Annotated in this window: 21 protein-coding genes and 1 pseudogene; 10 read left to right on the top strand and 12 right to left on the bottom strand. The window is 64.3% G+C overall.

Going from position 1 to position 18,614, the window contains the following annotated elements:
• Nucleotides 1–98: 98 nt before the first annotated feature.
• Nucleotides 99–1,070, bottom strand: coding sequence for a FecR family protein (locus ACZ5BO_RS14045; RefSeq protein ID WP_464700486.1), 972 nt, complete (start codon nucleotides 1,068–1,070; stop codon nucleotides 99–101).
• On the bottom strand, nucleotides 1,067–1,594 hold the full coding sequence (locus tag ACZ5BO_RS14050) for an RNA polymerase sigma factor (protein WP_025131390.1): 528 nt from the start codon (nucleotides 1,592–1,594) through the stop codon (nucleotides 1,067–1,069). The genes ACZ5BO_RS14045 and ACZ5BO_RS14050 overlap by 4 nt, the downstream gene beginning before the upstream one ends.
• Nucleotides 1,595–2,088: 494 nt before the next feature.
• Here ACZ5BO_RS14050 and ACZ5BO_RS14055 point away from each other — a divergent pair, with 494 nt between their 5' ends.
• Complete coding sequence (locus ACZ5BO_RS14055) at nucleotides 2,089–2,709, top strand: cell wall hydrolase (RefSeq protein ID WP_025131388.1); 621 nt, start codon at nucleotides 2,089–2,091, stop codon at nucleotides 2,707–2,709.
• Nucleotides 2,710–2,736: 27 nt separating this feature from the next.
• Here ACZ5BO_RS14055 and ACZ5BO_RS14060 read toward each other — a convergent pair whose 3' ends face one another.
• Nucleotides 2,737–3,102, bottom strand: a complete 366-nt coding sequence (locus tag ACZ5BO_RS14060) for a hypothetical protein (protein ID WP_464701264.1) — start codon at nucleotides 3,100–3,102, stop codon at nucleotides 2,737–2,739.
• 31 nt (nucleotides 3,103–3,133) lie between these two features.
• Nucleotides 3,134–3,535, bottom strand: coding sequence for a GFA family protein (locus tag ACZ5BO_RS14065; protein ID WP_464700489.1), 402 nt, complete (start codon nucleotides 3,533–3,535; stop codon nucleotides 3,134–3,136).
• Nucleotides 3,536–3,837: 302 nt separating this feature from the next.
• Between ACZ5BO_RS14065 and ACZ5BO_RS14070 the strand changes: the two genes are divergently transcribed.
• The 3 genes from ACZ5BO_RS14070 to ACZ5BO_RS14080 all read left to right on the top strand — a co-directional run bounded on the left by ACZ5BO_RS14070 (nucleotide 3,838) and on the right by ACZ5BO_RS14080 (nucleotide 4,723).
• Nucleotides 3,838–4,299 (top strand): methyltransferase family protein, encoded by a 462-nt coding sequence (locus ACZ5BO_RS14070; RefSeq protein ID WP_464701266.1) that lies wholly within the window; start codon nucleotides 3,838–3,840, stop codon nucleotides 4,297–4,299.
• Nucleotides 4,300–4,443: 144 nt separating this feature from the next.
• Nucleotides 4,444–4,566 carry a hypothetical protein gene (locus ACZ5BO_RS14075; protein WP_256245063.1) on the top strand — a complete coding sequence of 41 codons (123 nt, stop codon included), beginning with the start codon at nucleotides 4,444–4,446 and terminating at the stop codon, nucleotides 4,564–4,566.
• Between the two features lies 1 nt (nucleotide 4,567).
• Nucleotides 4,568–4,723 carry a hypothetical protein gene (locus tag ACZ5BO_RS14080; protein ID WP_177330322.1) on the top strand — a complete coding sequence of 52 codons (156 nt, stop codon included), beginning with the start codon at nucleotides 4,568–4,570 and terminating at the stop codon, nucleotides 4,721–4,723.
• A gap of 29 nt (nucleotides 4,724–4,752) precedes the next feature.
• Here the strand turns inward: ACZ5BO_RS14080 and ACZ5BO_RS14085 are convergent, their stop codons facing one another.
• Both ACZ5BO_RS14085 and ACZ5BO_RS14090 read right to left on the bottom strand, forming a co-directional pair.
• Nucleotides 4,753–5,940 (bottom strand): hypothetical protein, encoded by a 1,188-nt coding sequence (locus ACZ5BO_RS14085; RefSeq protein ID WP_464700492.1) that lies wholly within the window; start codon nucleotides 5,938–5,940, stop codon nucleotides 4,753–4,755.
• A gap of 146 nt (nucleotides 5,941–6,086) precedes the next feature.
• On the bottom strand, nucleotides 6,087–6,524 hold the full coding sequence (locus ACZ5BO_RS14090) for a hypothetical protein (RefSeq protein WP_464701268.1): 438 nt from the start codon (nucleotides 6,522–6,524) through the stop codon (nucleotides 6,087–6,089).
• Nucleotides 6,525–6,722: 198 nt separating this feature from the next.
• Between ACZ5BO_RS14090 and ACZ5BO_RS14095 the strand changes: the two genes are divergently transcribed.
• Nucleotides 6,723–7,250: a DUF1993 domain-containing protein gene (locus ACZ5BO_RS14095; RefSeq protein WP_464700493.1), complete on the top strand. Its 528-nt coding sequence runs from the start codon at nucleotides 6,723–6,725 to the stop codon at nucleotides 7,248–7,250.
• Between the two features lie 63 nt (nucleotides 7,251–7,313).
• On the opposite strand, the gene ACZ5BO_RS14100 is transcribed toward ACZ5BO_RS14095, so the two are convergent.
• The gene (locus ACZ5BO_RS14100) at nucleotides 7,314–7,628 is read right to left on the bottom strand and encodes a hypothetical protein (RefSeq protein WP_464700495.1); all 315 of its coding nucleotides are present in this window, start codon (nucleotides 7,626–7,628) and stop codon (nucleotides 7,314–7,316) included.
• Nucleotides 7,629–7,778: 150 nt separating this feature from the next.
• Here ACZ5BO_RS14100 and ACZ5BO_RS14105 point away from each other — a divergent pair, with 150 nt between their 5' ends.
• On the top strand, nucleotides 7,779–8,201 hold the full coding sequence (locus tag ACZ5BO_RS14105) for a DUF1801 domain-containing protein (protein ID WP_025131380.1): 423 nt from the start codon (nucleotides 7,779–7,781) through the stop codon (nucleotides 8,199–8,201).
• 134 nt (nucleotides 8,202–8,335) lie between these two features.
• Here ACZ5BO_RS14105 and yfcF read toward each other — a convergent pair whose 3' ends face one another.
• Nucleotides 8,336–8,968: a glutathione transferase gene (gene yfcF, locus ACZ5BO_RS14110; protein ID WP_464700498.1), complete on the bottom strand. Its 633-nt coding sequence runs from the start codon at nucleotides 8,966–8,968 to the stop codon at nucleotides 8,336–8,338.
• 192 nt (nucleotides 8,969–9,160) lie between these two features.
• Between yfcF and ACZ5BO_RS14115 the strand changes: the two genes are divergently transcribed.
• The 3 genes from ACZ5BO_RS14115 (at nucleotide 9,161) to metE (ending at nucleotide 12,768) form a co-directional block, all read left to right on the top strand.
• Nucleotides 9,161–9,694 carry a GNAT family N-acetyltransferase gene (locus ACZ5BO_RS14115; protein ID WP_464700500.1) on the top strand — a complete coding sequence of 178 codons (534 nt, stop codon included), beginning with the start codon at nucleotides 9,161–9,163 and terminating at the stop codon, nucleotides 9,692–9,694.
• A 75-nt stretch (nucleotides 9,695–9,769) separates the two neighbouring features.
• The gene (locus tag ACZ5BO_RS14120; protein WP_464700502.1) at nucleotides 9,770–10,099 is read left to right on the top strand and encodes a hypothetical protein; all 330 of its coding nucleotides are present in this window, start codon (nucleotides 9,770–9,772) and stop codon (nucleotides 10,097–10,099) included.
• 380 nt (nucleotides 10,100–10,479) lie between these two features.
• The gene (metE, locus tag ACZ5BO_RS14125) at nucleotides 10,480–12,768 is read left to right on the top strand and encodes a 5-methyltetrahydropteroyltriglutamate--homocysteine S-methyltransferase (RefSeq protein WP_464700504.1); all 2,289 of its coding nucleotides are present in this window, start codon (nucleotides 10,480–10,482) and stop codon (nucleotides 12,766–12,768) included.
• Between the two features lie 693 nt (nucleotides 12,769–13,461).
• Here metE and ACZ5BO_RS14130 read toward each other — a convergent pair.
• Nucleotides 13,462–14,358 carry a DMT family transporter gene (locus ACZ5BO_RS14130; RefSeq protein WP_464700506.1) on the bottom strand — a complete coding sequence of 299 codons (897 nt, stop codon included), beginning with the start codon at nucleotides 14,356–14,358 and terminating at the stop codon, nucleotides 13,462–13,464.
• 120 nt (nucleotides 14,359–14,478) lie between these two features.
• Here ACZ5BO_RS14130 and ACZ5BO_RS14135 point away from each other — a divergent pair, with 120 nt between their 5' ends.
• Nucleotides 14,479–15,813: an aminotransferase-like domain-containing protein gene (locus ACZ5BO_RS14135; RefSeq protein ID WP_025131373.1), complete on the top strand. Its 1,335-nt coding sequence runs from the start codon at nucleotides 14,479–14,481 to the stop codon at nucleotides 15,811–15,813.
• 40 nt (nucleotides 15,814–15,853) lie between these two features.
• On the opposite strand, the gene ACZ5BO_RS14140 is transcribed toward ACZ5BO_RS14135, so the two are convergent.
• The 3 genes and pseudogenes from ACZ5BO_RS14140 to ACZ5BO_RS14150 all read right to left on the bottom strand — a co-directional run bounded on the left by ACZ5BO_RS14140 (nucleotide 15,854) and on the right by ACZ5BO_RS14150 (nucleotide 18,608).
• On the bottom strand, nucleotides 15,854–16,717 hold the full coding sequence (locus ACZ5BO_RS14140) for a methyl-accepting chemotaxis protein (protein ID WP_371261358.1): 864 nt from the start codon (nucleotides 16,715–16,717) through the stop codon (nucleotides 15,854–15,856).
• Nucleotides 16,712–17,482, bottom strand: a pseudogene (locus ACZ5BO_RS14145) (MCP four helix bundle domain-containing protein); the annotation flags it as partial. The gene ACZ5BO_RS14140 and the pseudogene ACZ5BO_RS14145, both read right to left, overlap by 6 nt.
• Before the next feature lie 244 nt (nucleotides 17,483–17,726).
• Complete coding sequence (locus ACZ5BO_RS14150) at nucleotides 17,727–18,608, bottom strand: alpha/beta fold hydrolase (RefSeq protein ID WP_025131371.1); 882 nt, start codon at nucleotides 18,606–18,608, stop codon at nucleotides 17,727–17,729.
• Between the last annotated feature and the right edge of the window lie 6 nt (nucleotides 18,609–18,614).

Genomic DNA, 18,614 nt, shown 5'->3' on the forward strand with positions numbered 1-18,614 from the left:
GCTGAATAGGAATTATTTGCAAAAGCAAACACCTTGACGGGTTGGCTGCGACAAAGCCGTAAAACTATTTTTCGGGCCCTTAATGCAGCCCATGACGCTTATCGAACCAGCAGAACGCCTCCCGGCAGCCGGGTTATTCGGGTCTGTGTCACCTTGCTCAGGGCCTGGGCGATCGCCAGCGGATCATCCACCTGGTAGTTGCCGCTGACCCGTTGTCGGGCCGCGTTGTTATCGAGCAGCAGGATGGGCGCCGGGTAGTAGCGACGCAGCTCGCCCAGCACCTGGGCCAGGGGCGCGTCCTGGAACGACAGGCGGCCGCTGGTCCAGGCCATCTGGCGCTCGCCGCCGTCCTGATGCAAGGGTTGCAACTGGCGGTCCGTCAGCTGTTGCCAATTCCCGGCTTGCAGCAGGCTGCTGTCGCCGGTGGCGCTGGTCAGGCGCACCCGGCCTTCGCGCACGGCGACTGTCACCTCGTCGCCGCGTTGGCTGACGCTGAACCGGGTGCCGACCACCGTCACCGTGGCGTGCCCGGCCTCGATGGTCAGTGGCCGGGTCGGGTCATGGAAGGCTTCGACATAGAGCTCGCCGCGCAACAGGCGGATGCGCCGGTGGTGCTTGTCGATATCGGTGCTGATGGCGCTGTGGCTGCCCAGCACGATGTGCGAGCCATCGGCCAGGTCCAGGGGCTCGATCTTGCCGGTCGCGGTCAGGTGATCGGCCTGCAGCCGCAGCGGCAGGTCGGTCATCCAGCCGCCACCGAGCATCAGCAGCAGGGCCGCAGCCACGGCCAGGTAACGCTGGGTGGCACGACGACGAGGCCGTGCGACCATGGCGGGAGGCAACTCCAGGTCGCTTGCCAGGTCCTGCAGGGCCTGTTCGAACGCGCGGTCGTTCCATAGGTTTTCCATGGCCTGGTAGGCGTTGGCATGCTCCGGGTCGGCGTTGCGCCACTGCTCGAAGCGCTGGCGCAGACAGGGATCGTGCTCAAGCGCCTGGCGTTGGCTGAACCAGTCGCTCGCCTGTTCTTGTGCGCATTGTTGGGCGCTGGCATGGCGCGGGCGTTCAGTCATGGGATCTGTCGGTCAGTGGCTTTGATGCAGGCATTGAGAGCGGTGCGCAGGTCTTTTTCCACCGTGCTCAGGGACACTTGCAAGCGTTGGGCGATTTCGCCTTGGGAAAGCCCCTGCAGTTTATGCAAAACCAGGATCTGTTGCTGACGTTTGGGCAAGGTCGCCAGGACCTGCCCAAACCGCTGCAACTGCTGCTGGTCCTGGGCCTGGGTTTCCGGGCCGGGTGCCGGGGTTGCCACTTCACTGGCCTGGTTGTCATCCCCCAACTGGCACTCGAAGCGCCGTTTGCTGCGCTGGCTGCGCAGGTGATCGAAGGCCAGGTACTGGGCGGTCTGATAGAGAAAGGGTCGCAGGTGCTCGATAGGCCGGGCATGCAAGGCCTTGGCGACTCGCAGGTAGGTTTCTTGAGCCAGGTCCTCGGCCAGGCTGGCGCAGCCCACCACCCGTGACAGCATGCGGATCAGCGCACCACGCTGGCCGATGAACAGCGTGCTGAGCTTGTGTTGGTTGTCCCCTGTATCCATACCGACGCTCCCCACTGCCTGGATTCGGTAGCCGCGTGAATGGGCGGGTATTTTAATGAGAATTCATATCAATACCAGTTATTTCAGAGGGCCGACGCCAGGCTTGCAGCGCTGCCGGAAACGGCTCCCTTCATCGGGAGCAAGAGGGCATCGGCGGTTTGCAGGCGCCCAGTGCTGGAGGTGCATGCCAGTGTTCTTGAGCGCCAGCTCCACGTGCGGTGATTGGTCAGGCAGGTAGAGGAGGGCCCGCCACCTGCCAGAACGCCTTGAGGCCAGCATTGCTGCTGATGATGCGACGGTTGAAGGGCGCCGCTGATGGGCCGCCTGCCCCGGGAATGATTGGCGCCGGGCGCTGTCGACTCAACAAGGCTCCCTGGCGAATCGTTCGCCCCAGTCAGCGCCAGCGTGCCCACCTGAATCGGTTCAATATCTGTTCGCGCACGCTAGCCTGTGGCGGCCAGAGGGGCAGCAAGACTCACTGGGAAGGTTCGAATATGCGCTTCATTTCAAGCGTCACCTGCCTGATGCTGCTGGTACTTGTCGGTCGGGCCTGGGCCGTGGATCCGCAACCGGCGGTGCAAGCGGCCCAGGACAAGGCCCAGGCTCTGGAGCAAAAGGCCGCGGACAGGCAAAGTCCGAAAGCGGCCCCCCAGGCCGCGGCCATCACCAAGACCGAAGTCCAGGCGGTGGATCCCGCAGGCCAGGCACCGGTGGACGATGCCATCACCTGCCTGTCACGGACGATCTACTGGGAAGCCAAGGGCGGTGAATCCGCCGACATGGAAGCCGTGGCCAATGTGGTCTTGAACCGCCTGGGGCACGAGGGTTTTCCCGGGACCCTGTGCGAGGTGGTCAAGCAAGGCTCGGAAAAGAGCCCTTGCCAGTTTTCCTGGTGGTGCGACGGCCGTCCTGACCAGGTCGAGGAAGAAGGGCGCTACGGCATCGCCAAGGAAATCGCCCGCAAGGCCTTGAACCAGCAACTCCAGGACCGCACCCAAGGCGCGCTGTATTTCCACGATCGCAGTGTGTCGCCGGACTGGGCCAAGGCCTATATCAAGACCACCGAGATCGGCAGTTTCCTGTTCTACAAGCCCAGGGACGTGGCTGCTCGATAGCCGCACCGAGAGGGTTTTTCCCGAGGTTCAGCCCTGAGGTTCCAGCCGTTGCCAGCGCCGGGCGAGGATGACCAGCCTGTGGCGGACGGATTGTGCGAGTTTTTTTTGCGAAGCCAGGCGCAGCAGGGTGTCCCGCAGCGCAGGATCCAGTGGAAAGCCGTCTTCCAGCCAGCGTGTGGCGCATTGCGCCCAATAGGCGGAGTCGGATTCCAGGGCGGTCAACAGCAGCTCGCGCAAGGCGATTGGCTCGGGTACCGGGGCTTCGATTCGGTTAACGAGCCCTGCGAGGTACCGGTCCTGGCTGCTCACGACCGCCTGATAGGGCTGCTCGAGCAGCGGCAGTAGCCATACGTAGCTGAACGGTTGGGTCATCTTGTTACCGGGAATCTCCATGTTCACTGGCACGCCTATCGAGGGGCAGTGCTCATTGCACCTGCGGGTGCTGGTCGGTAATGGCATGCCAGTCGGCTTTCATGGCTACGCAAAGGTGCTTCTGTTTGGGGGGGCAAAATGGCGTGTCCAGAGAAGCAATGGCGATGGAGATCCAATCGCGGAACTCGCCCTGGGCATCCCACCAGAACAGTGAGGAACCACAGGAGGAGCAGAACTGGCGGAGTACGCCGGGTGAAGATTCATACTTCTTGAGCAGGGCTTGGGGGTCACTGATGCCGAGGGTTGAGCGAGGTACGCTGGCATAGGTGGCGAAGGCCGCCCCATGGCTTTTCCGGCATTTGCTGCAGTGGCAGTGGGTCACGGCTTTGAGCGGGCCGCAGACCTGGTAAGTCACCGCGCCGCACAGGCAACTGCCTTGATGTTGGTTATCCATGCTGATGGTTTCCGCAGATTCAGGGGCAGCATTGCCGCGCAGGAAGGAAGCCTTTATAAACGGCCTGCTACTGTAGCGCCACAGTGACAGCAGTGGCGGTCCGGCCCCCTGGCTGCAAGGAGCGACATAGTGAGCCCATCACCTTACCCTCTCAACACTCCTGATCCTGCCTTTTCCATTTTCGCCGGCATTCGCCTGTTCCGCCTCGAGCGACAGCAAAGGGGGCCGGACCACCAACCAGCTCCAGGCCGGGGATTCCTGGTTCGGATTCCTGGCACGGCAAGGCGCAGGGGAACACCATGATGCAGTCATTGGAACACCGGATCCCGCCACCCATTGTCACCCTGGTGTTCGGGGTATTGATGGGCCTGGCCGGCCGCTGGACACCAAGCCTCGACCTGACCTTGGGCACGCGCTGGCTGCTGACGCTGCCGGTGTTCTGTGTGGGGCTGTTCCTGGTCCTGGCGGGTGGCATCTCTTTCCGGCGGGCCAGGACCACCGTCAACCCGCTGCAGCCGGAGCGCGCCTCGGCACTGGTCACTTCGGGCATCTACCGGCATACCCGCAACCCGATGTACGCAGGCTTTGCCCTGTTCCTGCTGGCCTGGAGCCTGTACCTGGCCTCGCCCCTGGCGCTGCTGGGGGTAGCGGGTTTCGTCCTGTACATCAACAGGTTCCAGATCATGCCCGAGGAGCGGGCCCTGGCCGGTTTGTTTGCCGAGGATTTCAGTGCCTATGCAGCACGGGTCAGGCGCTGGTTGTGAGCGACCTGGCAGGGGGCGGCAAGGCGCAGCCAGGGTGGCTGGGTGGTGGACTTTCTTCCCGGCCAATTCCTGCGGGTTTGCCACCCAGCGGTTGATGATGGGGGCGATCTCCTTGATCACCCATCAATTACCGAGGATGCCAGCATGGCCAAGCACGACGATGACAACCGAGCCAATCAATTGAACCCGGAGCACGATGCCTATTGGAGCTCCCGGGGCGACGACGAGCGCCCTGACGACTGGGACCATCGCGAGGAGGATGAATGACATGGCCGCGAATCAGAAGAACCCCAAGGATGCCCGTGGCGATATTCGCAACGCCAACAAGGGCAGTCCAGGCACCAACCGCATCTATGACCAGGCCCAGGGCAACCGGGGCAAGCAGTTGAACCCCAATCAGGTGCACCAGCAGTCCAAGGGTTAGTCATTGCAGGGCCGGCGCTGGGCCGGCCCTCATGATTCGGGCAGAGGAACGCCGAGGAGCTGTCGGGCCCGGCGGTACTCTTGCCCATAGCAAGCGAAGACCTGGCTGATCTGGCTGTCCGGAAGGCCTGCGCGAGTCATTTCCTGTTGCAGGAAACGGCAGGTTTCGGCGAAATGCAGCATGTGCGCCAGGCTGTCGACCAGCGGATCATCCTCAGTTGTTTCCAGGCCGCGCACGGCACCGGCCGCCAGGCTGACGGCTTGTGCCAGCGAACGCACATTGGCGGGTTGCGGCCGGCCCTTGGTGCCGCTGATCCAATCGCGAAGCGAGCGCTGCTTGGAGGCCAGGTCGAGGATCTGGCCCTTGTGGTACTGGTGTTGCGCCCAGAGCTGGCCGAGGGCGGCGCAACTGCTGACATTGCTGGGGCTGCGACAGAGCCTGGCAAAATGCTCCAGGCAATCGCCGAGCGGATTGCTCCATTGCTGTGGCTGGGGCCCGACCCTGGGCAGGAACTGCTCCATGAGCAGTGGGTCCTGGAAACCATCCTGTGCAAGCAGTTGCCAGTTGATCAGGCTGCCATCGACCACCAGCCAGGCGGCAAAGCGCAGCAGCACCGAGACACAATCCGCGATTCTGCAGTGGTGGAGCGTCGTGTGCTTGAGCAGCGCGTCGTCATCTTCCGTGGTGGCCAGCAAGGCCAGGAGTCGCTCGGGTGTACCGGGGCATCCCAGTTCGCGAGCCAGCGTGGACTCGGCCAGCAAGGCAACCCGCGCCCGGAGGGAGCCGGCGATGGGCAGTTGCCTGCAAACCAGGTCCCATTCGTCCTGCAGCCTGGCTTTCCAGTACGTCGTGCATTGCGCGTGGGCGAACAGTGATCCGGCGAGCATTCCCGACCATTCGACATAAGGGCGCCACAGCACGTCCTTGGCGAGCGCGTCCTCAAGTACCGGCTGCATGCTGGGGCGGCTGCGCAGCATTCTCAGCAGTTTGCCCAACTGGCTGGGGCGCATCTGCATGGCTGACGGCGGGCGCTGAAACCATTTGCTGAACGTTTTCCAGGTCAGCCAGCCGGGGTGCTGAGCCTGCTCGTACAGGTGCTTCTGCGCGTTGGGCATGTGCATCAGTTCGAAGACCGTGGCCAGGGGCAAGAAGTACAGGCAGCCCTCGCGGTACAGGATCGAACGGGTGTCGTCGAAGGGCAGCAGGTTGGATTCCATTCCAAGATCCTGATCGGTCGAGGCGCTCCGGCAACCCGGCTCATGTTTCAGGCAAGGGCTGAGGGCCGGATCCGGTGCTGGTTTCTGGGCCCTCACCGGGGAGCATGGAGGGCACTGTCGGAACGTTGCTTGAGGTTGACGCCGGCTCAGGCTGCCACTTGCGCCTGAAGTTGCAGTTGCCCGTCCACATCCTGGACCAGGCCGCAGGTCACGAACAACGGCACCAGCACCTTGTGCAGTTCCGGCTCGACGAACTCCTTGACGGTGTCCAGTTCCAGGTTGCCGCTGGCCGGCAATTCGGCCTTGGTGTAGGACAGCCAGGCCTTCTTCAGGGCCAGCAGCACATCGCTGCCGGCAGTGGAGGCAAAGCGGCGGTTGGCCACGCGGCCGGCGAAGTTGAAGGTGTGCGGGTACTGGTAGCCGGTTTCGTCACCCTGGCTGGCGACGCAGCGACCGCAGCGGCAGGGGCCGTCGATGAAGGCGGCGCGCAGGTAGTTGTTGAAGTCGACGATGGGCTTGAGTGCCAGGCGCTTGTCGACTTCGAACAGGTCGCCGGTCATTTTTGCTTCACTGCTCAAGGTCATTTTCCTCAGGGTCAGGCGGTGTATTTTCACAGGGCCGCACCATAACAGCCAGAGGGGGGGCAGGGGTACTTTTCTGCGCCTGGAAGGCTGGCGGGACGGGCATCGGGCCAGGGCCGCGCTCTGCTAGGATCAGTCCCTTGCGCGCACCGGTTAACCGAGCGCGGGTTTCCCCTGTCAATCATCCTTCGAGGAATCAGCATGTCGATCTACGCCGTGACCGTCCCCTGTTTTGCCCAGATGTTGCGCGCCTTGAGCACCCTGTTGGCCAAGGGCGAGGAGCGGGCCCGGGAGTTGGGTTTCGACCCGCAAAACCTGCTGGATGCGCGCTTGGCGCCAGACATGCACAACCTGGCCGCCCAGGTGCGTTTCACTTGTACCCAGGCACGGGAAGCGGTCCAGCGTCTCAGCGGCCAACCGGTCACGACGCTGGCGGCGCCGGCCAGCATGGCTGAGGCCAAGGTGCTGATCGAGAGCACCCTGACCTTTCTTGCCGCGGCGGATCGGCGGCTGATCGACAGCAGCGACCGGCGAGCGGTGGCCATCGAGTTGCCCAACGCTATCGTCTTCGACATGACCGGAGAGGAATACGCGCTGAACTGGGCCACGCCGCAGTTCTATTTCCACCTGGTCACGGCCTACAACATCCTGCGACACAACGGCGTGCCCCTGGGCAAGGCCGAGTATGTGCAGCACATGTTTGCCTATATGCGTCAGCCGCAGGGCTGATGGGGCCGGGTATCGGTTGCTGGCATGACGGTAGCCCGTGATCGCGGCAGAGAGGGCGGCCGCTCAGAGTCTCTGGTAGATCACTTCATAGTCACTGCCCAGTTCGACCTCCAGTAGCTGGACAAGAGCAAGCGCGGCGTGGTCGAAATGCGCTTGCTCCTGCGCCGTCCACGGGCTGGGCGCCAGCGGGTCGGCCCAGTCCAGGGCACTGTCATGCCACTGCGACAAGGCATTGAGCTGCTCCAGTATTGTCGGGTCGATGGGCAGTTGTTCCTCGACCGGCCCAGGCCGTAAACAGGCCCGGGCCAAATCGTTGGCGCTCCAGAGTGTTCCGCCTCCCCACTCGAACAGCAGGTGAAGGCGCTTTTTCTCGATCATCGGCTTATCCCTGTGTAGGCGACGGCAATAGGCCGCGGGGGAGTGGATCGTAGCCGTTCTACCGGTCCGGGAAACAGCAGGGCAGCTTGAGAAAAGGCCTCGCTCATCAATACTCAAGTGGCAACCATCCAGCGAGGGCGGCTACCGGTCATGTCTCAGTTGAAGAGTGATGCCACAGAGGTCGGGAGCGCCGCCACGGCCGGCGCGCAGATTGATGCCAAGATCGCCGGGCTCGGCGATTGGCGAGGCGAAATGCTTGGGCGAATCAGGGCGCTGATCCACCAGGCCGATCCTGACGTACTGGAAGCAGTGAAGTGGCGCGGCGTGCCGGTGTGGTCCCATGCCGGCATTCTCTGCACCGGCGAGACTTACAAGTCGGTGGTGAAAATGACCTTTGCCAAGGGCGCCGCCCTGGCGGACCCGAGTGGCCTGTTCAATGCCAGCCTGGAGGGTAATACCCGCCGCGCCATCGACTGGCATGCCGGCCAGCATATTGATGAGCCCGCCTTGCTGGCGCTGATCCGTGCTGCCGTGATCCTCAATACCTCGGCGCCGGCCAAGGCCCGGGGTTGATCACTTCGAGCCTCTCGCCAGGTAGCCCAGGAGGGGCATCACCCGGCGTTGCAGGTCCTGTGTGTCCAGTTCGTCCTGCCCGTGACATCGATCAGGCCATGGGGCCTGGCGAGCGCACCCGCTCCGGCCTGCGGCTAGAGCGTCGGCCGCTGAAGGTGCAGCCATTCCTGCACCGCCGGCCGTTGCCACTGGCGCCGGGCGTACTCCACCAGGGCTGGCGGCATGGGATCGCCGTTGAGGATCAGCCGGTTGAGCATCAAGGCCAGGTCGAGATCGGCGATGGACCACTGGCCGAACAGGTAGGGGCGGCCGTCCGCCAACAACTCCTGGGCAGCGGCGATCAGCTTGCGCGCCGCCGACTCGGCCGCCGGCGACAGGGCGGCGCCCTTGCAGCCGTAGAACACCACCAGGGTCGAGCGCTCCTGGCGAATCGGCAGCAGGTCGCTGCGCAGCCAGGCCTGGACCTGGCGCGCCTTGGCCCGCTGCCGCGGGTCGGCCGGGTAGACCGGTGTGTCGGGGAACAGCTGTTCCAGGTATTCGGCGATGGCCGAGGATTCCGACAAGGCAAAACCGTCCAGCACCAGGGTCGGCACCCGTTGGGTCTGGGACAGCCGGGCGTAGTCCCGGGTCTGGTTCTCACCGGCATCGAGGTCTAGGGTCAGCAGTTCGAAGTCGATGGCTTTTTCCCGCAGCACCACGAACACCGACAGGGCGTAGGGGCTGGTGAACTGGGCGTCGACATACAGGCATGGGCGGGAAGGGGGCACGGCATGATCTCCGGTGGTGAAGTGGACACGCTAAGAGATCTGCGGTGAGAAATAAAATGCGCGATTTTTATCCCGGCATTCCTTGCTGGAATACTGGAGTGGATCGAGAATCAGGTCCCGCCGATCGCCAGGATGCTGGGCGGGCAGGACGTGTCGAGCAGATACCCACGCCGTATTCGCCAGGAGCCATCAGTGCCGTTGTTTGAAACCCCACGCCTCATCGCCCGCCCGTTGTCACGGGACGACCTGCCGGCGTTGACCGCCATCCTCAGCGATCCGCAGGTGATGGAGTATTCCTTGCGCGGGGTCTGTGATGAGCAGGCGACCCTGCAGTTCATCGAATGGTGCCTGCAGTGCTACACCGAGCTTGGCATCGGGCCCTGGGCTCTGGTGGAGAAGGGCAGTGGCGAGCTGGTGGGCTTCTGCGGCGTCAGCCCGGAGCAGGTGGGTGAGGTCCAGGAGGCCAACCTGGGGTATCGACTGGCCACTCGATTCTGGAATCGGGGGCTGGCCTCGGAAGCTGCCCGTGGGGTGTTGCAGTGGGTGTTTTGCCAGCATCAATTGGCCTCGGTGGTGGTCATCATCGAGCCGGCCCACGGTGCGTCCTTGCGGGTGGCCGAGAAAGCCGGGTTCAGCGAGTTCCAGTTGCTGAGGTTGCATGATCGTCCCGTACGCTTGTACCGCCTGACGAGCCATCAGTGGCAGGCACTTTGCCTTATCGAATAAGGCAAAGTGCTGGCCCCGCAGTTCCTCAGATCTCGCCAAAATCACTTTATTTTCAGGTGGTTAGGTGACCGCAAAATGCGCCATGTATTGATTACGCTGACTTCGTTTGCCTTGCTGGGCGGGGCGGGAGCGGCCCAGGCCCGGGAACTGCTGGCCAATGATCGCTATGTTTGCAGTTGGGGCGCGGGGACGGCAGCCAGGGCTCAGGAGCTGAAACTGTCCGGGGTGTCGCTGTATGCGGCGCGGCAGAAGATCCAGACCTACAAGTTCAGCAAGGGCTGGATGCGCATGATGGCCCTGGGCATCACTGAGCAGACCTACGACAGCGGCTCGCGAATGCGCCCTGAAGCCTTGCGCAAAAGCTTTTACGATGACTGCGTTCGGTACAAGTTGGCCCGCCGATAACCCAGGTGAATCCCCAGGCCTTGCCATGCTGATTTCATGCGCCAGGCACGGCTCGCTGGCCGCCGGGCCTTGCCTGGCTGGCCAATCCGCCGGTGGGTTGTGCCCAGGTCACAGGTCAGCAGGTCGTTGGCCAGGGCTTCACCCAGCCTCCCGCGGAACTCCCGTTTGGCCTCACGCCGCAACGGCAGCACATCCTCCGCGCGCTTGAGCTGGCGCCAGCCCGAGCGGGTTGAACCCATGGCCTGGACTGCCTTGGGGTAGCGGATATCGACCCTGCGATCATGAGTAAAATTTGTAGTGATCAGGATTAAATTGAGTTTGTCTCACCTGCGACCTGCTGTCGACAATGGCCTCCATCAAACAGCTTGGAGTGTCTTGTCATGGCTTTGGCCCATTCCCTTGGATTTCCGCGCATCGGCCGCGACCGCGAACTGAAAAAAGCGCAAGAGGCCTTCTGGAAAGGCGAGCTCGACGAAGCCGGCCTGCGGGCCGTTGGCCGCGACCTGCGCCAGGCTCACTGGGAACTGCAGAAGAAGGCCGGGATCGAGCTGTTGCCAGTGGGCGATTTCGCCTGGTACGACCAGGTCCTGACCCACTCGCTGATGTTCGGCGTAATCCCCGAGCGTTTCCGCCCTCATGATGGCAAGGCTTCCCTGCAGACTCTGTTCGCCATGGCCCGTGGGGGCAGCGATAGTTGTTGCGGCGGTGCCCACGCCGAGGAAATGACCAAGTGGTTCGACACCAACTATCACTACCTGGTGCCGGAGTTCAGCGCCGACCAGCAGTTCCACCTGGGCTGGGAGCAACTGTTCGAAGAAGTCGAGGAGGCCCGCGACCTGGGGCACTCGATCAAGCCCGTGGTGATCGGCCCGCTGACCTACCTGTGGCTGGGCAAGGCCAAGGGCGCCGAGTTCGACAAACTGGAACTGCTGGACCGCTTGTTGCCGCTCTACGGCCAGATCTTCCAGCGCCTGGCGGAGCAGGGCGTGGAGTGGGTGCAGATCGACGAGCCGATCCTGGTGCTGGACTTGCCCCAGGAATGGAAGAACGCCTTTGAGCGTGCCTACAACCAGATCCAGCGCGAGCCGTTGAAGAAACTGCTGGCCACCTACTTCGGCGGCCTGGAAGAAAACCTCGGCCTGGCGGCGAACCTGCCGGTGGATGGCCTGCACATCGACCTGGTGCGCGCCCCCGATCAGTACCCGACCATTCTCGACCGCCTGCCGGCCTACAAGGTTCTTTCCCTGGGGGTGGTCAACGGCCGCAACGTTTGGCGCTGCGACCTGGACAAAGCCCTGGCCACTCTGCGGCACGCCCATGCACGCCTGGGTGATCGCCTGTGGGTCGCGCCGTCCTGCTCGCTGCTGCACTGTCCGGTGGACCTGGCCCGTGAAGACCAGCTGGACGCCGAACTCAAGAGCTGGCTGGCCTTTGCCGTACAGAAGTGCGAAGAGGTGGCGATCCTCGCCCGCGCGGTGAGCGAGCCCGAGGCAGCCCCTGTACTCGAGGCCCTGGCGCAAAGCCGTGCGGTGCAGGCCGGGCGTGCCGCCTCGTCACGTATTCACAAGCCCGCGGTGCAGGCCCGCGTGGCGGCCATCACCGCCCGGGACAGCCAGCGCCAGTCGCCGTTTGCCCAGCGGATCGCCCGGCAGCGCGCCGGCCTCGACCTGCCGCTGTTCCCCACCACCACCATCGGCTCGTTCCCGCAGACTGCTTCCATTCGCCTGGCACGCCAGTCGTTCAGGCACGGCAAATTGAGCGCGGCCGAGTACACCGAAGCCATGCAGAGCGAGATCCGACACGCGGTGCAAGTGCAGGAGCGCCTGGGCCTGGACGTGCTGGTGCACGGTGAAGCCGAGCGCAACGACATGGTCGAATACTTCGCCGAGCAGTTGGACGGCTATGCCTTCACCCGGTTTGGCTGGGTGCAGAGCTACGGTTCCCGTTGCGTGAAACCTGCGCTGATCTTCGGCGACCTGAGCCGCCCCAGGGCCATGACCGTGGAGTGGATCCGCTACGCCCAGCGCCTGACCGACAAGGTGATGAAGGGCATGCTCACCGGCCCGGTTACCCTGCTGATGTGGTCCTTCCCCCGTGAAGACGTGAGCCGTGAACTACAGGCCCGTCAATTGGCCCTGGCCATGCGTGACGAAGTGCTGGACCTGGAAGCCGCCGGCATCAAGATCGTGCAGATCGACGAAGCCGCGTTCCGTGAAGGCCTGCCCCTGCGCCGCGCCCACTGGCCGCATTACCTGGGCTGGGCTACCGAGGTGTTTCGCCTGTGCGCCTCTGGCGTGCGTGACGAAACCCAGATCCATACCCACATGTGCTACAGCGAGTTCAACGATGTGATCGAGTCCATCGCCGCCATGGATGCGGACGTCATCACCATCGAGACGTCCCGTTCCGACATGGAGTTGCTGGATGCCTTCGAAGCCTTCGCCTACCCGAACGAGATCGGCCCGGGCGTCTACGACATCCACTCGCCACGGGTGCCGGATGCCTCGGAGATGGCCAGCCTGCTGCGCAAGGCTGCTCAGCGCGTGCCTGCCGAGCGCTTGTGGGTCAACCCGGACTGCGGCCTGAAGACCCGCGGCTGGGCGGAAACCGAAGCGGCCCTGGTGCACATGGTCAGCGCCGCCCGGCAGCTGCGTAAAGAACAGGCCTGAACCTTGGCGGCCCATGGCACGCCAGCCGCAGCCCTTGAGGGCGCGGCTGGCTTTTTCATTCAGCGGATTCCATCAGGGCGCCTGCTCATGGTCCCAGTCAAAAGGCCGCCACTGAACTTGCCCGAGAATGCCGGCCCTCTGCTCCTGTGTTCCCCGCCAGGGGAGGTGATGGAGGCCGTCAGCTTATGAGGCCAGAAGCGGCGCAAGGGCCGTGGGCGTGCTGCGGATGATCGAGATTGGCCAACGGGAGAAGTTCAACCCTCAGGGGCACCGTGGCTGCGGCCATTTCCTGCGCTGCACCAAGCATCAGAGTCAGGCGTTGGGGGGGGGAACTCATCCGTAGCGGCGACCAGCATTACCCCGACGAGGCGTGATCTGTACTGCGGATCGCCCCATCTGATCCGTATTTTTCTCGCTCATCTGCCTCTGTAATCAGAACAGCCAAGGTTCGAAAATGGCGCGCCCGGCCGGCCTTCCTCCGAAGACCGCCTGCGCTGCACCGCACCCCTAATGTTCAGGAGGCCTGATGACTAAGATGGCGTTTTTCTTGTTTGGATTTTTAGCCTTGACCATCGCGATCGGTGCGCTTGCGACTATTTCTCCGACCTAGACCCGGGACTGCTTGCGGTTCCTGCTTCACTTCCTTGTCACCCTCAGTGGCAGAGCCGATGAACTCTGCCGCTGCCTTCGGTTTCACTTGGCAAACCGGCGCGCCCCGGCCACGCACAGGATCACCGCCACGGTGACCCCAAGCATGCCCAGGCTCACCTGCTCATGCAGCAGGCCGGCCGCCAGGGCCAGGCCGAAAAACGGCTGCAGCAACTGCAGTTGGCCGACGGCGGCGATCCCACCCTGGGCCAGCCCGCGGTACCAGAAGACAAACCCGATCAACATGCTGAACAGCGAGACATAGCCCAGGCTGAACCACGCCGGCAGGCTGATGCCGCTGAACGAGGCGGGGGCGCTCCACAGGCTCAGCACAATCATCAGTGGCAACGACAGCACCAGGGCCCAGGAAATCACCTGCCAACCGCCCAGGGTCCGTGACAGTCTGGCGCCTTCGGCATACCCCAGGCCGCAGACCAGTACCGCCAGGAGCATCAGCAGATCGCCTTCGGGGGATGCGCTAAGGCCCTGGGCAACGGCGTAGCCGATCACCAGCAGGCTGCCCAGCACCGAGAACAGCCAGAACACCGGGCGCGGCCGTTCACCGCCGCGCCACACGCCGAAGACGGCGGTGGCCAGGGGCAGCAGGCCGAGAAACACGATGGAGTGGGCCGAGGTCACGTATCGCAGGGCCAGGGCGGTCAGCAGGGGAAAGCCCAGGACCACGCCGATGGCGACGATAGCCAGGGGCAGCAACTGGGCCTTGGTCGGCCGTCGTTCCTTGAACAGCAGCAGGATGCACAGTGCCAGGAGCCCGGCGAGGGTGGCCCGAGCCACGGTGAGAAACAGCGGGTCGAACTCCAGCACCGCGACGCGAGTCGCCGGCAGGGAGCCACTGAAGATCAGCACCCCGATAAAGCCGTTGAGCCAGCCACTGGCAGTCTTTTCCAGCGCTGGGGATTGCAGGTTCGGTGTCCGTTCCATTCAAGGGGCTCGCTAGGGTTGGCAGGGGCAAGCCCACGGCAGCGTCGGCCGGGCTTGCGTTGCGCCCATCCTAGGATCGAAAATCAGCACAATCAAAAAATTGTCATGGATACAGTCCCGATGGCCCGTGCCCGCTACAAGCAACTGGTGGATGCCTTTGCCGCCGATATCCGCAGTGGGGTGCTGGCTCCTGGCACTCGCCTGCCCACTCACCGCGAGTTGGCGGCCCAGGAGCGCCTGGCGCTGGTGACCGCCTCGCGGGTGTATGCCGAACTGGAGGCCATGGGCCTGATCAGCGGTGAAACCGGTCGTGGCACCTTTGTCCGGGAAACGGCCTTGCCACCGGGCCAGGGCGTCGACCAGCAGGCCGTGGCGGCCGGCACCCTGGACTTGAACTTCAACTACCCGGCCGTGCCCGGGCAGGCTGAATTGCTCAGGGGCGCATTGCGCCAGCTGGCATCGGCCGGTGACCTGGAAGCCCTGCTGCGCTACCAGCCCCATGCTGGCCGCAGCCACGAGCGGGCCACGGTGGCGCGGCACCTGGCTTGCCGCGGGCTGGCGGTGACCGGTGAGCAGGTGCTGATAGTCAGTGGTGCCCAGCATGGCCTGGCGACCACCTTGATGGCCTTGCTCAAACCCGGTGACGTCGTGGCCACCGACGCCTTGACCTACCCCGGCTTCAAGGTGACGGCGGACGCCCAGGGCCTGGAGTTGCAGGCCATTGCCCTGACGGCCCAAGGGCCGGACCTCGATGCCCTGGAGCGCCTGTGCCAGCGCCGGCGGGTACGGGCGGTGTACGCCATGCCGACCGTGCACAACCCCATGGGCTGGGTGCTGGACCTGGCCTGGCGCGAGCGCCTGGTGGCGATCGCCCGCAAACATGGGTTGCTGATCATCGAAGATGCGGCCTACGCCTTCCTCGCCGACAACCCGCCCGTGCCCCTGGCAGCTTTGGCAGCGGAAATCACCGTCTACGTCTCCGGTTTTTCCAAGAGCGTGGCCACCGGGTTGCGGGTGGGTTATGTGGTGGCGCCGCCGGCCTGGGTGGCGTCGATCGAACGGGCGATCCGCTGCACCACCTGGAACACTCCGGGGGTGATGACCGCCATGGCCTGTGCCTGGATCGACGACGGTACCGTGGCGCGCCTGGAGCAGGAGAAACGCGACGATGCCAGGCAGCGCCAGGCCCTGGCCCGCGAGATGCTGGAAGGGTTGGAATACATCGGCCATCCCGACGCCTACTTCCTCTGGCTGCCCTTGCCCGAGGAAGTGCGCGCCGACCAGGTGGCCATGGCGCTATTGCACGAACAGGTCTCGGTCTCTACCGCAGGCCCCTTTGCCTGTGCTGCCCCGGTGCCCCATGCGATCCGCCTGGCCCTGGGCTCGGTGACCCTGGAAGAGCTGCGCACCGCCCTGAGCAAAGTCCGCCAGGTGATCGCCCACTACGCGTATTGACCACAGCCGCAAGTGGCAAGCTCCACGCTTGCCGCTGTCCCTATAGCTTGAACTGGGTAACCAGGCCGTTGAGGTCCACTGCCAGGCGTGACAGCTCCTGGCTGGCGGCGTTGCTCTGGTTGGCCCCGGCCGAGGTCTGGGTCGACAGGTCGCGGATGTTGATCAGGTTGCGGTCCACTTCCCGGGCCACCTGGGCCTGCTCTTCGCTGGCGCTGGCGATGACCAGGTTGCGTTCGTTGATCATGGTGATGGCCTGGGTGATCTGGTCCAGGGCCAGGCCCGAGGCACGGGCGGCTTCCAGGGTCAGGTGGGCGCGTTCGTTGCTGGTGCGCATGGCACTGACCGCACCCTCGGTGCCTTCCTCGATGGTGTTGATCATGCTTTCGATTTCCTGGGTCGACTGCTGGGTGCGATGGGCCAGGGCCCGCACCTCGTCGGCGACCACGGCAAAACCTCGCCCGGCGTCCCCGGCACGGGCTGCTTCGATGGCGGCATTGAGCGCCAGCAGGTTGGTCTGCTCGGCAATCGAACGGATCACTTCCAGGACCTGGCCGATGTTGCGCACATCCACCGCCAGATGCTCGACCCGCTCACAGGTCTGGGTCACGTCCTCGGCCAGTTGGCCAATGGAGTCGACAGTGTGCTGTACCTGCTCGCGGCCGTGATGGGCGGTGCGGTCGGTTTCCTGGGAGGCTTCGGAAGTGCTCACGGCGTTGCGTGCCACTTCTTCCACGGCGGCGGTCATTTCGTTGACCGCGGTGGCGGCCTGTTCCACTTCGTTGCTTTGCTGGTGCAGGGTCTGGCTCGAATGCTCGGTGACCGCGTGCAGTTCCTCGGCGGCCGAAGCCAACTGGTTGGAGGAATCGGCGATGCGCTGCAGGGTGCCGCGCAGGCTGGCCTGCATGGTTTGCAGGGCGTGCAGCAGGCGCGCCGGTTCATCCTTGCCGCTGATCGCGATGCTCTGGCCGAGGTCGCCGCTGGCGATGGTTTCGGCCACGGCCACGGCTTGCCCCAGCGGTCGCACGATGCTGCGGGTCAGGAGAATCGCCAGGGCCACGGTCAGGGCCACCACCACCAGCATGATCAACAGGACCATGCCGATCGCGCTCTGGAACACCTGGTTGCTCTGGGCCGCTGCGGCGACGCCGCCACGGGTGTTGACGTCGATGATAGTCAGCAATTCCTTGAGCATGGCATCGGCATTGGCCAGGAACGGACCACCGTCGACGATATCGATCGCCGCTTCCTTGTGGCCCTGGCGCATCAGTTCGACGATCCGGTGCTGGTCCTTGAGGTACAGCGCCTTGGCGCTGACAAAGCGCTCGTAGGCGGCGCGCTCGTCTTCGACGTTGATCAGTTTTTCGTAGGTTTGCTGTTGTTCGTCCTGCTGCTGGTCGAGCTCGGTGAGGCGCGAAAGCAGGGCCTGCACGTCATTGCTATCGCGTACCACCAGCATGCGCAGGGTCAGGGTGCGGATCTGGGTGCTGGTCAGGGCCAGGGCATTGGCGGCGACGATGGAAGGCTGCCAGTTCTGGTCGACCTCAAGGGATTGCTGGTTCATGCGTTGCATTTCCAGCAGGGAGAAACCTCCCAGGGCCAGGGCCAGCAGGGCGATCAGGGCAAAGCTGAACCCTGCACGGCGGGAAATGTTCATCGTTCTCAAGAGCATGATGGTGTTCCTTGTGGCGGCAAAAAGTACAACCGGCGAAGCAAGTCGCGGTTTGCATCGGTGCGGTGCGCGGTGGAGCAGGCTCCACGGCACCGTCGGCTTTTTGCACACAAGGCAGGCGGCTGGCGCATCTGAGCGGCGCCTTTGTCCGTGCTTTCCAGGGTTGGCAGGTTGCACGACCTGCCTGGAAAACCCGCCGATGATAGCACGGTGACATCTATCGCGGGCGCCTGGCCCGCGGCTTTCAGTGGCCTTCGGTCTGAAGAAAGCCTTCGATGGAGCGCGCGCTGGTCACCGGGTCGACCTGCATGAAGCAGTGCTGGCCGTCGAGTACCTGGGTGCTCAGGTGCCGATTGAGCGTTGCCCAGCGCTGGGCCGAACGGGCCACGTAGGGGTAGCTGTCGCGGCCGTGGATCACCAGGCTCGGGGTCTGTATCTGGCGCAGCGAACGCCACAGGCGGCGGGGAAAGGAGCTGAAGATGTCCACCTCGCGCTCGGGGGCGCATTTGAGCGCCACGCCTTCGGCGGTGTCCTTCAACCCGTGTTCGACATAGGCCTCCAGGGCCTCGTCACTCCAGCCCTTGAAGATCCCCCGGTTGGCCAGCGCGGCCTTGGCCGAGGCGCGGTCCGGCCAGCGCTGGCGGCGGGCAGCGGCCTTGCGCGCCAGGCTGTGGCGGCGGTTCAGGCCCAGGGCCGAAAGCAGCTTGAGCGAGCCGATCATCGACGGGCTGAAGATCACTGGGTCGAGCATCACCGCCTTGCGAAACAGCTGCGGTCGTTCGGCCACGATCAGGCAGGTGAGCACCCCGCCAAAACTGTGGCCGACCGCGTAGCGGGGCACCTCGCCGTAGGCTCCGAGCCCGGCCTCGAAGGCCTCGGCCGCCAGTTCCGCGGTCCGGTTCCAGCCCAGGAACGGGCCGCCGTGGTCCGTGTCGCCGTGGCCCTGCACGTCGCTGAGCCACAGGTCGAAGGACTCGGCCAACAGCGCCAGCATCGGTCGATAGGCCATGGAGCAGAAGCCGTTGCCGTGGAGAAAGTGCAGCAGCGGCTTGCCCGAAGGCGCGGAGCGCAGGCCGCGCAGGGTAAAGCCTTCGGGGCAGGGATAGGACCAGGGGAGCAACTGCATGGGGCC

Source organism: Pseudomonas sp. FFPRI_1, from assembly GCF_055384485.1.